Here is a 14,021-nt window from a genome sequence, read left to right as displayed (position 1 = left end):
TAAATTCCCTAAGAATTAGCTAAACATACTCATGGTGTTATTCATCTGCGTCATGATCGACTGTAACTGCGTGAACTGCTTCAGATAGCGGTTATAGGAGGACTCATAACGCGTGTTCATTTTTTCGGTTTTGGTGTCGATGTCGCGCTGCTGTCTGTCGAGCGTTTCCTGGCGACCTTTTAATAAACCGGTGCTGGTGTTCAGGTATTTATCCAGCGATTTATCCATCGCTTTAATCAGCCCGTTATTCCCGTTGAAGAAATCAGCGACCGATTGCGGATTTGATTTCAGTTGCTCATTGAGCGTGTCGGCGTCGATCGACAGCTTGCCGTCTTTGTCGGCAGTAATGCCGAACTTCGTCATGTTTTGATCGCCGAAGGTGCCGCGCAGCATGTTGCTCAGATCGTTGGTTAACGAGGAGATACTGGCATCACCGGCAAACGCGCCGCGCGAATCAGAGCTGCTGCCGGTCGCCGTCAGCCCGGAGATGGTGTCCTGCAACGTGTTATAGGCATCGATAAAGGCCTGGATTTGCTCCTTTGTCCCCGTGGCATCCGTGTCGACTGAAATAACCAGCGGCTTGTTGGCTTCGGTGGTGCCGGTCAGTTTGATCGAAACGCCGTCTACCAGGTTATCCAGGGTATTGGAGCTGCTGGAGTAAACGGTGCTGGAATCGCCAACGGTGAATTTGGCATCTTTACCGGCGGTAATCACATTCTCGCCATTAAAGATATCCTGACCGTTGGTCATGCCGCTGGTATCCAGTTGAATATCGTATTTCTCGCCGCTCTGATCGCTGCTCATCATCAGCGTCACCTTGCCATCAATACGCATCAGCGAAGCGGTAACGCCGTTCTGACCGTCGTCAGAGGTCGCGGTGTCAGACGCGCTCGGGAAATCCGCATTATTGATGGCGTCGGCAAAATCAGCGAGGCTGTCTAAATCATCCATCTCAATTTCAAGGCTCTCGCCGTTGAGATTGATCTTCAGCGTACCGCTGGCGTTTTTAATCGCCTCATCATCAAGCCCGTCAAACCCTTTCTGCTGCGCAGAAGCCAGTTGGGTGACGTTCAGGCTGTATGTCCCTTTACGGGCAGACGCGCTGGCGGTGATGGTCGCGATCCCTTCCTGGTTCATGGTCGCGGTATTTTTCAGCACGCTGGTGCTGGAGGAATTCAGCCCGGTGATTGCCGAACGGAAATCCGACAGGGCGGTACGCAGCGAGGAAAGCGCTTTTTTCTGCGCTTCCAGCGTGGAAGTCTGTGATTTCAGCGAGGTTTGCAGCGCAAGAATGTCATAGCCTGCCAACTGTGTGGCCAGTGTCGTTGGATCAAAATCAGACATAGTGGGTTTCTCCGGGCACGCGCGCCGCTTTCAACATACAGTAGATAAAGCAACTATCGTGCCAATTTTTTAATAATTATTTATCAATGAGTTACGTAAGAGGAGGAATGTCCCCTTCCGCAATTTCCGGCAGAAGGAAGCGCATTGCCGGATACAAAAACACCGCCATACAGCGGTGTTTTAGGGGCAGATATCCGCGAAGGATTAACCCAGCAGAGACATCACCATGCTGGACATGCTGTTGGACTGTTTCAGCATGGACATGCTGGTTTGCGCCAGCATCTGGTTACGGGTCATAGAGGAGGCTTCGCTGGCGAAGTCCGCATCCTGAATGTTGCTCAGCGCCAGATCGGTGTTGTCTTTCATGTTCGCCAGGTTAGCCGCGGTGTGGCCCAGGCGGTTAATGCTCGCACCCATTTTGGAACGCACGGCACCGACGTCATTCAGCGTAGTTTCCAGGTTGTTCATCAGATCTTTCGCGCCGGCAGCGTCAGTAATGTTGATGCCGCTGGCCGAGTAGTAGCTGCTGCCTGTATCGCTAATCGTGCCAAAACCGCCGCTGGCATCAATCAGCGAGTCGGTGCCAGAACCTTTCAGCTCTTTAGACAGATCAACCTGCATGGTTTCATCGGTGGAAGAGCCAATCTGGAAGTTCATCGCTTCGCCAAACTTACCGGAAGCGCCGAACAGTTTGTCACCTGCATAGGAGGTGTTGTTCATGATGTTCTGCAACTCAGAGTTCAGGTCGTTCAGCTCGGCGTTGATGGCATCGCGGTCTTTGGTGGTGTTGGTGTCGTTCGCTGCCTGGGTGGCAAGGTCTTTCATGCGGTACATGATGTTGCTCACTTCGTCGAACGCACCTTCGGAGGTCTGTAGCAGCGCAGTGGCATCAGAGATGTTGCGCTGTGCAACGGCCATGCCGTTGGTCTGGCCCTGCAAACGGGTGGCAATCTGTAGACCCGCCGCATCGTCCGCTGCGGAGTTAATACGCTTGCCAGTACCCAGACGTTCCATTGCGGTGGACAGCAGATTGTTGGATTTATTCAGGGCATTGGTGGATGCCATGGAAGAAGCGCTGGTGAAAATAGAAAGCGACATAGATATTCCTTATTCATTCAGGTCATTCATTCGTTGTACTGATTCAAAACGACACATCCATTTCGAAAATTAAATCCGACGACGTTCGAATGACCATTTTTCAGGCAACCCGGGGAAAAAAATGGCGAAGAAAGACGGCAAAAGGAGCTGCACGGCAACAGCAGACACAAAAAAAGCCGCACCCCGTGCAGGATGCAGCGTCATAAGAACACATCGCCTGCCTTTCCAGGCAAGCGGCGGCTTACTGTTAACCCAGCAGAGACATCACCATGCTGGACATGCTGTTGGACTGTTTCAGCATGGACATGCTGGTCTGCGCCAGCATCTGGTTACGCGTCATGGAGGAGGCTTCGCTGGCGAAGTCCGCATCCTGAATATTGCTTAGCGCCAGATCGGTGTTGTCTTTCATGTTTGCCAGGTTGGCCGCGGTGTGGCCCAGACGGTTAATGCTCGCACCCATTTTGGAGCGCACGGCGCCGACGTCATTCAGCGCCGTTTCCAGAGAGTTCATCATCGCCGTAGCGTCGGAGGCGCTCCCGATGTTGATACCGGAAGCGGTGTTGTTCCAGTCACCGATACCCGAGAAACCAGAAGCGCTAAACAGGCCACTCGCTGTACCGCCCAGTTCATCACCCAGGCTCACGGTCATGGTTTCTCCAGAGGAAGAACCAATCTGGAAGTTCAGGGAATCGGCAAATTTACCGCCGGTACCGAATAATTTATCGCCTGCATAAGACGTGTTGCCCATGATGTTTTTCAGTTCGGCATTCAGGTCGTTCATTTCAGCGTTGATGGCATCACGGTCTTTGGTGGTGTTGGTGTCGTTCGCTGCCTGGGTGGCGAGATCTTTCATGCGGTACATGATGTTGCTCACTTCGTCGAACGCGCCTTCTGCGGTTTGCAGCAATGCGGTGGCATCAGAGATGTTACGCTGCGCAACGGCCATGCCGTTGGTCTGACCCTGAAGGCGAGTGGCAATCTGCAAGCCCGCCGCATCGTCCGCTGCGGAGTTGATGCGTTTGCCGGTGCCCAGACGCTCCATTGCGGTAGACAGCAGATTGTTGGATTTATTCAGGGCATTGGTGGATGCCATAGAAGAAGCACTGGTGAAAATCGAAAGCGACATAATATATTTCTCCTTGGATTACCTGTCTGTTTTATCAGGTTCTTGTCGTTGCTGACTGATAAAAACGACCCACCACAACGAAAAATTAAATTCATTTAATGAAAATTTATTTAAAGATTTGTCACCCTCTTTTTTCAAGACGAAAAATATCCAATTAATTATTCTTATTATACCATCCTCAATAAACCACCTTTAGCCCGGCAATAAAACCAACCCCATAATTATGCAATCAGGCGACACAAACGATAAAAAAATTAACTCCGCTCCTTTATTTTTTCTTGTTTATTGTTTTAATCTGCCAAAAAATATACCCACACCCCATGAAAGGAGATTGATGAACACAAATTTTTCACATTCGCATGGCCTGATTTTACATAAGGATCTTTTAACTATTTCGATTAACTTTTAATCAGAAGAATTAATAATAAGGCGAATCTTTCACTGCAAATGAGGTTGCACATCACATTTTTATCGCGTAAAAAGAGCGCCAGGAAAAGATGATTCCGCGATAATCAGAACAACAGCAGGCCGCTGGTGTCTTGTTTCTGAGTGCTGTTCAGGCTGAAAAACAAATTCAGCCATCGGCAAAAGCGCTTTTCGTTTCCTCACCTCCCGCAGGCAAGCGGCATTCATTAAGAATTTCAAATGGAATTAACAGATAGTCAACATCCGTGTTCAGGCTATATTTTCTTGCGATATTTAGCCGTTGCATTTACTGGGGTGGTATATCCATCGATGAATAAATGAATAAACGCTATTACTCCGTTAATAACTGGCTGGTTGATATCCCCTCGGGATCTATTCTCCATTTAACAACAGGGGAACGTAAACGTCTGGGAGAATATCAACTCAAGCTCCTTGAAACGCTCATGCAAGATGCGGGAAAGATCTTTACGCGTGAAGAACTCACCACGCTGGTCTGGGAACGCCGCGTCATCGGTAATAACAGTCTGCCCAATGCCATCCACGCGCTGCGTACGGCACTGGAAGACGACGGCAAAAAGCAAAAAATCATCAAAACCATCCCTAAAAAAGGGTATTTGCTTGAGCCTGATTATTGCTGCTTTATCGAAAAAGAAGAGAGCGAGGTTCGCGATCCCGAAGAAAATCATCTTCCGCTGGAAGAAAACGCCCCCTCCGATTTAGCCGGGGAATATGAGGTTGTCGACGAGACGTCACTTCCTGTCGCGGAACAAGCGAACGATATCGTCCGCGTAACGCCGCCTGCAACGACCAGGCCAGTGAAAAAATCCATCCACTGGACCACCGTGTTTTTACTGCTCGCGCTGACGGCGATCGGCAGCATACTCTTTACCGGCTGGTACATGAAACTGAAAGGTCATGAGCATCTGGTCGCCCAGGAGATACAGCCTAACGTTTACAGCAACATCAACCTGTATTCCATTGGGACGAGCAGCGAACCGTCTTATGACGCCAATAACTTGTATACCAAGCTGAAAGACACTTTTTATACCATTAATCAGCAGATCAAAATGCAGTCAGTCAGGATGAGCGTCTACTTTAGCATCACCAATTCATCGCTGAACTACACGTTCGCCCTTACCAGCCAGTGCGACAAAAAGCAGTTAGCGATGACGATTTATCACTGGCGTATCGATCCGACACGGCTGAACAACCTGATTATGCGTGAAACCCGGAGAAAACTGAATGAAATGGCAACATGCAAAGAAAGTTAATCTTGTGATTTTGTTGAGTATTTCCGTGCTTCTCGCCATCGCATTCGGCACCAGTGCCCTCACAGGCGGCGCAGAGCGCCCCAATACGGATGTGGAAGGGACTTTCCAGCTTGGTTTCTATGACCTGATGTCGCAGACGAAAGAAATTTATAATTCGCGGATGAAAACAACGAAAGGCACCATTCTGGCGACCATTACCAGCCCTGATGACAATCGTTTCGTACTAAAGGAAAAATTTACGCCGACGTCAGGGAAAAACGGCAAACTCTATTTTTACCTGACGCCCATCTACTACACCACCACGCACAAGGGGCTGATGATAGATGGTCTGGTCGATATGCTGATGAACACCAATTTCTGGATGGAGCCGCTGGCATTTAACGGGCAACCGTTGGTAGTAGGGCAAAGCGGGTCGATTTTTCTCTACCCCATCCAGCAGTAAGTCAAAACCGGAGGCGGAGGCCCGCTTCCGGTTACGATAATCACCCCAGCAAATTTTTTACCGTCGCCAGCCTGACGTTGGCCTGCGCGCCCAGCGCCCTGGAGAGGGTGCTGTAGCTGCTGGCGCTGCTCGCCAGCGCCTCTCCCAGGCCGCGCGCGGTTTCCCGGGCCTGCGCCGGGCTGTATACCGTCGCCATATCATTGATGCGCGACGCCACGCGCTCCTGCTGTTGACGAAGCCTGCTGCGCTGGGTGGTAATGTGCTCCAGCGTATTTTGCAGCTTTACCTGGCTTTCCCTTTCCCGACGCGTCGCCAGCGAAACAACCTCATCACTGCTTGCCGTTTCCGCCTGTGGCGTGAGCAACGTAAACGCATCGGCGGGGAAATGTCTGCCCTCTCCGCGCACGGTGAGCTGTTGGCTGACCCGCTCCCAACGGCTTTCATCCACGCTGAACATCAGTTGCCCGTTTGCCGTCTGACGCGCATGAATCCCCAGACGGCCCAGCCCCACATTCAACTGGGTCAACGTCTGACGCGGCGTCGCCTCTTCCGGCAACGAAATGGCGGTCATCTCACTCTGCCGCCCGCCCAGTGAAAATACCAGCGTTTCTCCCCCCGGCTGGCTGAGAAGCCTCTCACTGCCGGGAAGCGTAAAGTTAACCGTGCTTTTTTGCTCCAGCGACGCGGTCAGATGACGATCGACAGTGCCGCCGGAAAGCTGCGTCCGACGCATCAAATGTTTTTGCAGCGTATTCGCCGGCTGCGTCGCATCGCCGCGAAGCGACGACTGACGCACCTGCAACAATTGCGTTTCCGTCTGCGCCAGATAGCTGTCAGCCTGCTGCACTGCCGTGAGTTGTTGATTTAGCTGTACGTTGTAGCGCATCGGACGGCGGGACAACAGCGCCGATTCGGGGAACGCATTGCGGGTCGCGGTGATTTCTGGCGCGTTGACGCGGCCGACCGTTTGCGGCGCATCAATGCTTCCGCGCCCGGTTGCGGGCGCGGAAGTCGTAAGGGACGTTGTTTTTAAACCTACCTGCATAACAATTACAACAGACTAAACAAGTTAAGCTGACTCACCATACTGTAAGCCTTATTAGTGATCTGCACCGACTGCGTATACAGTTGCAGGTTGATACTGGTGGTCGCCCAGTCCGTTTCGGACAGGTCCCGTACAACCTGATCGTTCGCAAGGCTGACATCGCTGTGCGCATCGCTGAGCAGCGTCAGGCGGTTCTGACGGCCGCCAAGATCGGTGAAGAGGCTGGAGATGTTATCGCTGGTATTTTGCGCGACACCGATCATCTCCTCCAGCTCGTCTTTATAGTCAGCGTAATTCGCGTTCGGGTCCTGCATTTTGTCGCTGAGCGCTTTCAATTTATTCAGCATCTCAAGGTCGTTTCCTGAACCGGAGAATGCCTGAGCAACCTGGGTGTTTTCCGTAATAGAGACGCCGTTCGCAACAATCGTTTCGCGGCTGCTGTCATTGCCGCCGTACACATACTGCCCTTTCGCCTCGTCCCACGTTACCGTCTGGCTGTCGGTCTGCGTGCCGGAAAACAGATAGCTGCCGTTTTCATTTTTAGCGTTCAGGGTGGCGACCAGCGAATCCAGCATTGAAGAAAGCTCCATGCCGTAACCCGCCATATCTTTCTGGCTGAGCGTACTGTTATTCGCCAGCTTCAGCTTATCGCCGACCGCCAGCATCTGGTTACTGAGCGCGGTGATGTTCGACTCCTGAATCGACAGCGCGCCGCTCAGGCTGGAAATATTGCTCTGATACTGTTTAATCGCAGACTGCTCACGGTTCAGTTGCACCAGACGGCTTGCGGAAACAGGATCGTCAGACGGCACATTAATGCGCTTTTGCGTCGACATCTGCTCCATCAACTTACTGATACGCGTGCCGTTAACGCCTAATTGCGCCAGCATGGCATTTGAGTTGTAAAGACTACTAATACGCATAATTTAAATTCTCTGATGGCGCTTAAAACATCCCCAGCAGGTCGCTGAAGATCTGATTTCCGGTGGAGATCACCTTCATGTTCGACTGGTAAGCCTGCATGTAGATCTGTAGATTAATCGCCTCTTCATCCTGGTTTACCGCGCTCAGGTTATCGCGCTGATTCTGCGCCTGGTCGCGCACCGTCGACGCCGCTTCCATTTCTGTTTTGCTCTGCTTACTGGCAATACCGATAGTGGAAATGATCGCCGCAGCCCCTTCGCTCAGGCTCATATTTCCCAGACCCGGAATATCCGTTTTCTGGTTTTTCAGTTCGATCAGCGCCTTCAGGTTATCACCGTTACCCGGTACGCCCGTGCCGTCGTCGGCCTGGATGCCGGACAGCGCCAGTTCTTCAGGCTTCAGATCCGTCACCTGCAACATGCCCGCAGGATTGCTCGGATCGAAAGTAAACAGCGGCTTGCCTGAATTGCCATTCAGGTCATAGCCCTTCGCCAGCTGATCGTTAAACAGTTTTGCCACCGATTCCGCCATCCCTTGCACCGAATCTTTCATCTGTTGGAGGGTGCCGGTTTCATAATCATACAGCGCGCCAAGTTGACCGCCCGCCGACGGGTTCAGCGTGAACTCGCTGGTGGAAAATTTCAGCGTCAGCGTGGAGTTGCCGTTGGCGTCCTGCCCCGCGCTGAGCTGCCCGGCGACCTTACCGCTCACCAGCGGCTGACCGTTCGCCATTGAGACGGTGTACCCGCTGGAACCATCGTCCGTCACCTTCACGTCCGCCAGCGTACTTAACTGTTTTACCAGTTCATCACGCTGATCGCGCAGTACGCTACTGTTACCGCCGGTTGACTCCATGTCGGTAATTTTTTTGTTGTAGTCCGCAATACTGGTACTCAGGGTGTTGATCTGGTCAACCATCGCGTTGCGCTGGGTGTTGATCGACTCTTTCTGGCTGGAGATGAAGTTGTTAACGTTATTGAAACGGGTCGCCAGCGCGCCCGCCTGGTTAATAAGCTGCTGACGCAGCGCCGGGGATTCCGGCGTCTGGGTCAATGCGCTCAGGGCGCTGACAAAATCATCCAGCCCGTTACCAAGACTGGTAGAGTCGGTGCCGATCACCTGTTCCAGCGCGCCAATATATTGATTTCCGGTTTCGAAATAGCTGGCTTTCGAGTTGGTCTGCCACACCTGATTAACCAGATACTGACTGGAGATGCGGCGAATACTGTCAACCTGTACCCCGTTCCCGGCGGTAAAACCCGCTTCCCCCATTGGGCCGATGGAGCTTTGGATAATGCCCTGGCGGCTGTACCCCGGCGTCAGCAGGTTAGCGATGTTCATCGAGGTGACATTCATGCCCACCTGGGCTGCCTGCAAACCGCTGAAGGCAATATTAATCATACTCATGGCTTACTCCTGCCCGCGCATTACCGGAACCACAGGCGTTTTAAGTTCTTTCGGTTGCTCTTCTAAAGCGGTCATTTCATCCGTTTTCTTAAGCGGCGTATTCACCTGCGGCGAAAGCTGGTTGATGATCATCTGGGTAATCCCGGTGCTGCGCTGAGACGCCAGGTCAGACGCCAGTCGGTCATCGTAAAAATCACGCATCATCCGCTGCTGTTTGCTGTTGAAAGGGTTGTCTTCCCCCAGCACATCGGACGCCTTGCGCATTTGCGACAGCATGGAACGCAGCATCAGCGCCTCAAACTGTTCGGCGGCCTGTTCAAGATTCTGCGGCTTTACCTGCCCGGAGAGATCGCCGGGCAGAATCGCGGTTTGTCGGTTAATGGCATTCAGCATGGTATTTCCTTAAATCACGACCAGTTCAGCATCCAGCGCGCCGGCTTCATGCAGCGCCTGTAAGATAGCCATCGTGTCGTCCGGCGCCGCGCCAAGGCTGTTAATGGTATTCACGATGCTGCGCAGGCTGGTTCCCGCCGCAATAGTCACCATCTGACCCCGGCCACGATTAACGTTGACGTCGCTTTCCGGCGTGACAACCGTTCTTCCCTGGCTGAATGCGCCAGGCTGGCTGACGTTCGACGACTCGCGGATGGTGACGGTCAGGTTGCCGTGTGATACCGCCGCAGCGCGCACCACTACGCCATCGCCAATGACCACCGTTCCCGTTCGGGCGTTGAACACCACGCGTGGCGGCTGTTTACCGGCGTTAATCTGCACATCTTCCAGAGAGGACATAAAGGCCACCCGATCGCCCGCGCCCATCGGCGCACGTACCGCCACGTTAGTCGCGCTTTGCGCGGTCGCCGTGCCGGAACCAAAGGCGTTGTTCAGCGCGACTGCGACGCTGTTGGCAGTCTTAAAGCTGGGACGTTTCAGGTTCAGCATCACCACCGGCTCCTGCTGGAAATCGCTCGGCACTTCGCGCTCCACCGAGCCGCCGTTTGGCACACGGCCAACGGTCGCGGTGTTGATGGTCACGCTGGAGCCGCTGTTGCCCTCGGCTTTCACGCCGCCTACCACCACATTCCCCTGTGCCAGCGCATACACTTCGCCATCGGCACCGCGCAGTTGAGTCAGTAGCAGCGTACCGCCACGCAGGCTTTTCGCATCGCCAATCGAGGAGACGGTTACATCAATACTTTGCCCACGCGCATAGCCCGGCGGCAGCGTGGCGCTAATCGCCACGGCCGCGACGTTCTTCACCTTCGGATCAATCTTCGCAGGCAACTGCACGCCAAACTGGCGCAGCATGTTGGTAACGGACTGGCTGGTGAATTTGACCTGGTTTTTATCCCCTGTACCGTCAAGCCCCACAACCAGGCTGTAGCCCACCAGCTGGTTGCCGCGCACGCCCTGAATATCGACCACATCGCCAAGACGCTGCGCCGCCGCGTTCATGCTGCAAATCAGCAGGAAAAAGAGTGCCAGTTTACGCATCATGGCCTCCATTAAATTGGGAACAGCGGGTGGTTGAAGAAGCGGGTCAGCCAGCCTGCCGCATTCGCGTCGCTGAGCGCGCCGCGTCCGGCATAGGAGATACGGGCATTGGCGATTCGCTGTGAAGAGACGGAGTTGTCGCGTTCGATATCTTCCGCGCGCACCAGGCCCGTCACCCGCATATACTCATCCCCCTGGTTGAGGGTGAGCCATTTCTCCCCGCGAATCGCCAGCACGCCGTTTGGCAACACTTTATAAACCGCAACGGTGATCGCGCCGCGCAGACTGTTCTGCTGCTGCGAGGTGGCATTACCGTTAAAGTTTCGGTTGCCGTCAATCGAGCCGGAAAGCTTATCGATTGAATGGCCGAATGCTTCCGGTATCCCCAGGGAAACATCGTTTTTCTTACCAAAGTTAGTGCGCGCCTGCTTGCTGGCCTGAGTAGACTCATCCAGCTTAACGGTCAGGATGTCGCCTACGCGATAAGCCCGGCGATCCTGGGTCAACGACCAGTTGTAGTTGCCGTTATATAACCCACCGCCGCGCACCTGCGTTTCAGGCACCACGATATCTTCCGGCGGCGCATACGCCGCATCGTCTTTTTTCACCAGCAACGCCGGGCTTTCGCAGCCCGACAAAAACAGCGCCAGTAGACTGATAACTAACTGCTTTTTCATTTCTCTTTCACTTTAAAGCCCTGTCGTTACATCGACTGGGTGACAAACTTCAACATGTCATCGGCGGCAGAGACCATCTTGGCGTTCATTTCGTAGGCACGCTGAACGGTGATCATGTCGACCATCTCTTCAACGACCTGTACGTTAGAACCTTCCAGAGAGCCCTGCTCCAGTTGTCCGAGCGCGTCCTCGCCGGGTACGCCTTCAACCGCTTCGCCGCTGGCCGCCGTTTCACGGTATAAGTTGCCGCCTATCGCCTCCAGACCGGCCGGATTGACGAAGTTCACCAGCGTCAACTGCCCCAGCTCCACCGGATCGGTTTCACCTGCCACCGTCGCGGTGATGGTGCCGTCTTTACCAATCTGCAAATCTTTGACGTTCTCCGGCAATTCAATCTGCGGCACCAGCGGCAGCCCCTGCGCATTCGTCAGCACGCCATCTGGCGTTTTCTGGAAATTACCGGCGCGGGTATACGCGATATCGCCATCCGCAGTTTCCACCTGGAAGAACCCTTGCCCGGTGATTGCCACGTCGAAGGTTTGCCCGGTGTTCTGGATGCTGCCGACGGTAAACTCTTTCTGCGTCCCGACGATCTTCACCCCGGTGCCATACTGAATGCCGGTCGGCGCGATATTGTTCTGATCGAGCTGCCCGCCTGGCGTGCGCTGATTCTGATAAAACAGATCGGCGAACATCGCGCGATCGCGTTTAAACCCGGTGGTGTTGACGTTCGCCAGGTTGTTGGAAATCGCGGTCATTTTGGCGTCCTGCGCCGCCAGGCCGGTTTTACTGATCCATAAAGCGGGATTCATCTTTATTCCTTCTTATTGTTATCAGGTGCCACGAATCAGACGGTTGCCTGAATTAGCGAGATCTTCAGCGGCTTTCATCATCTTGATTTGCGCTTCAAACTGACGATTCAGCGCAATGCTGGCGACCATCTCATTAATGGCCGAGACGTTAGCGGTTTCCAGATGCCCGGACGCCACCATCACCTCTTCATCGCGTGGGTTAATCGCCGTGTTGCTCACCAGAAAGCCATCCACATTTTTGCTCAGGTCGCTTACCGGAATGTTCACCAGCTTGATGCGGTCAACATCAACCGGCGCGGCAATATCGCCGTCGTCAGGCACGATAGTGATCACACCGTCCTCACCGATGCTGACGGACGAGAACGGCGGTAAAACGATCGGGCCGTTGTCACCTTCAACCGGCAGACCGTTGATCGACAGATCGCCCTCCGGGCTGACGTCGATCTGCCCGTTGCGGGTGTAAACCTCACGGTTACCGCTGGTCAACGCAATCAGCCCATCGCCTTTAATGGCGATATCCAGATTGCGCCCCGTTTCACGTACCGCGCCAGGCGTCATATCCACACCGCCCTGAGTAGGCAGCGCCATATAACGCGAGGCATATCCCTCGCCGTTAACCTGCTGGGAAATCGCATTATCAAGATCGCTACGAAACCCCTGGGTATTCACATTCGCCAGGTTGTTTGCATGGATCTGCTGCTGCGACAAACTGCGCGATGCGCCGCTCATGGCGGTAAAAATCAAACGATCCATTACACCGCCTGGAAGAGAGCGTTCATCATGTTGTCGTTAGTGCTGATAACCTTCGTGTTCGCCTGGTAATTACGCTGCGCGGTCATCAGACCAACCAGCTCAGAGGTCAAATCCACGTTTGAGGATTCCAGCGCGCCGGATTTCACAGAACCCAGCAAACCGGTGCCCGGCGTTCCGGTCAGCGGCGCGCCGGAACTGGCGGTTTGTACCCACGTCGTGCCGTCTTTTGACGCCAGACCATTCGGGTTCGCAAAGTTCGCCAGCACCAGTTGCCCCTGCAACATCCGTTCGCCGTTGGAGAAGGTCGCGTAAACGCTGCCGTCTTCATCAATCGCCTGACCGGTACGTTCGCCAGACGCGTAGCCGCTACTGTTGTTTTTGCTGACGGAGAAGTCAGAACCGTACTGGCTGGTGCCGTTGTAGCTCAGATCGATAGAGAGATCCGCCGCGCCGGAGATCGATGTGGTCAGGTTCGTCAGGCCAACCGGGCTTTTCAAGACGCCCTGCTCGGTAAATTCTATCGCCTGGCTGCTGTCCGGGATTTCCACGTCGTCCATGTAATAGTGAACCTGCCAGGTGTTCTCGCCGGTTTTCACAAAATACTGGTTCAGCGTGTGCTCGCGTCCCAGGGAATCAAAGACCTGCGTGGTGTAGGTATTGTTATAGGAAGTGCTGTCTTTTGGGTTGAAAGGCGCCGTCTCCGGCTCGGCGGCGCGCGCGTCCAGGTTGGCGGTGAAGTCGAGGCTGTCGGTCGCCTTCGCCGGAATAGAGCCGCTGCTGATCGTCAGATTGCCAATCGTCCCCACTTCTATCTCGCCGTTAGCATTAACCGGGTAGCCCTGAAGATACATCCCCAGGTTGTTGATCAGATTGCCGCTGCTGTCGGTGCCGAAGTAGCCCGCACGCGTATATGCCGTGGTCCCCGCGCTGTCGCGCACCATGAAAAATCCGCTATCGCTGATCGCCAGATCGAGCGCATTTCCGGTGGTAGAAATATTTCCGCCTCGGGTAATACTCTGGGTCACACCAGAAACCCCTACGCCCAGCGGCTGGCTTTCCGCATACAGTGAGGAAAATTCCGCACGGCCGGATTTGAATCCTACGGTGCCGGAGTTCGCAATGTTGTTGGAAATGGCGTTCAACTGCTCGGTAATCGCATTCAGACCGGAGGTCGCAATATTAAAACTCATAATAAATTCCTG

General features: G+C 53.8%; 14 protein-coding genes. 2 read left to right on the top strand and 12 right to left on the bottom strand.

Going from position 1 to position 14,021, the window contains the following annotated elements; genetic code table 11:
* Nucleotides 1–15: 15 nt before the first annotated feature.
* From fliD to OGX80_RS03435, 3 genes are all read right to left on the bottom strand, one after another.
* Nucleotides 16–1,344, bottom strand: a complete 1,329-nt coding sequence (gene fliD / locus OGX80_RS03445) for a flagellar filament capping protein FliD (protein WP_047458617.1) — start codon at nt 1,342–1,344, stop codon at nt 16–18.
* A 204-nt stretch (nt 1,345–1,548) separates the two neighbouring features.
* Nucleotides 1,549–2,442, bottom strand: a complete 894-nt coding sequence (locus OGX80_RS03440) for a flagellin N-terminal helical domain-containing protein (RefSeq protein ID WP_058668671.1) — start codon at nt 2,440–2,442, stop codon at nt 1,549–1,551.
* 247 nt (nt 2,443–2,689) lie between these two features.
* Nucleotides 2,690–3,568 (bottom strand): flagellin N-terminal helical domain-containing protein, encoded by an 879-nt coding sequence (locus OGX80_RS03435; RefSeq protein ID WP_024130628.1) that lies wholly within the window; start codon nt 3,566–3,568, stop codon nt 2,690–2,692.
* 743 nt (nt 3,569–4,311) lie between these two features.
* Between OGX80_RS03435 and OGX80_RS03430 the strand changes: the two genes are divergently transcribed.
* Nucleotides 4,312–5,265, top strand: a complete 954-nt coding sequence (locus tag OGX80_RS03430) for a winged helix-turn-helix domain-containing protein (protein WP_012133688.1) — start codon at nt 4,312–4,314, stop codon at nt 5,263–5,265.
* On the top strand, nt 5,237–5,707 hold the full coding sequence (locus OGX80_RS03425) for a hypothetical protein (RefSeq protein ID WP_047458624.1): 471 nt from the start codon (nt 5,237–5,239) through the stop codon (nt 5,705–5,707). The genes OGX80_RS03430 and OGX80_RS03425 overlap by 29 nt, the downstream gene beginning before the upstream one ends.
* A 40-nt stretch (nt 5,708–5,747) precedes the next feature.
* Here OGX80_RS03425 and OGX80_RS03420 read toward each other — a convergent pair whose 3' ends face one another.
* The 9 genes from OGX80_RS03420 to flgE are packed head-to-tail and all read right to left on the bottom strand — an operon-like array spanning nt 5,748 to nt 14,009.
* Nucleotides 5,748–6,752 (bottom strand): hypothetical protein, encoded by a 1,005-nt coding sequence (locus OGX80_RS03420; RefSeq protein ID WP_233644129.1) that lies wholly within the window; start codon nt 6,750–6,752, stop codon nt 5,748–5,750.
* A 5-nt stretch (nt 6,753–6,757) separates the two neighbouring features.
* Complete coding sequence (gene flgL, locus OGX80_RS03415; RefSeq protein ID WP_071818870.1) at nt 6,758–7,675, bottom strand: flagellar hook-associated protein FlgL; 918 nt, start codon at nt 7,673–7,675, stop codon at nt 6,758–6,760.
* 22 nt (nt 7,676–7,697) lie between these two features.
* Nucleotides 7,698–9,083, bottom strand: coding sequence for a flagellar hook-associated protein FlgK (flgK, locus tag OGX80_RS03410; protein ID WP_012133692.1), 1,386 nt, complete (start codon nt 9,081–9,083; stop codon nt 7,698–7,700).
* 3 nt (nt 9,084–9,086) lie between these two features.
* Nucleotides 9,087–9,476, bottom strand: a complete 390-nt coding sequence (locus OGX80_RS03405) for a rod-binding protein (RefSeq protein ID WP_012133693.1) — start codon at nt 9,474–9,476, stop codon at nt 9,087–9,089.
* A 9-nt stretch (nt 9,477–9,485) separates the two neighbouring features.
* Complete coding sequence (locus OGX80_RS03400; protein WP_012133694.1) at nt 9,486–10,589, bottom strand: flagellar basal body P-ring protein FlgI; 1,104 nt, start codon at nt 10,587–10,589, stop codon at nt 9,486–9,488.
* A complete protein-coding gene (gene flgH, locus OGX80_RS03395; protein ID WP_012133695.1) occupies nt 10,589–11,254 on the bottom strand; it encodes a flagellar basal body L-ring protein FlgH in 666 nt (221 codons plus the stop codon). The genes OGX80_RS03400 and flgH overlap by 1 nt, the downstream gene beginning before the upstream one ends.
* A gap of 26 nt (nt 11,255–11,280) precedes the next feature.
* Nucleotides 11,281–12,066 (bottom strand): flagellar basal-body rod protein FlgG, encoded by a 786-nt coding sequence (flgG, locus tag OGX80_RS03390; protein ID WP_012133696.1) that lies wholly within the window; start codon nt 12,064–12,066, stop codon nt 11,281–11,283.
* A gap of 21 nt (nt 12,067–12,087) precedes the next feature.
* Nucleotides 12,088–12,819: a flagellar basal body rod protein FlgF gene (locus OGX80_RS03385; protein ID WP_058668668.1), complete on the bottom strand. Its 732-nt coding sequence runs from the start codon at nt 12,817–12,819 to the stop codon at nt 12,088–12,090.
* On the bottom strand, nt 12,819–14,009 hold the full coding sequence (gene flgE / locus OGX80_RS03380; protein ID WP_115181939.1) for a flagellar hook protein FlgE: 1,191 nt from the start codon (nt 14,007–14,009) through the stop codon (nt 12,819–12,821). Before flgE ends, OGX80_RS03385 begins: the two co-directional genes overlap by 1 nt.
* Nucleotides 14,010–14,021: the final 12 nt, after the last annotated feature.

The organism is Citrobacter sp. CK194, assembly GCF_030333395.1.
GTDB lineage: Bacteria > Pseudomonadota > Gammaproteobacteria > Enterobacterales > Enterobacteriaceae > Citrobacter_B > Citrobacter_B koseri.
The sequence above is the reverse complement of the archived record's forward strand: the minus strand, read 5'-3'. Positions and strand labels throughout refer to the sequence as shown.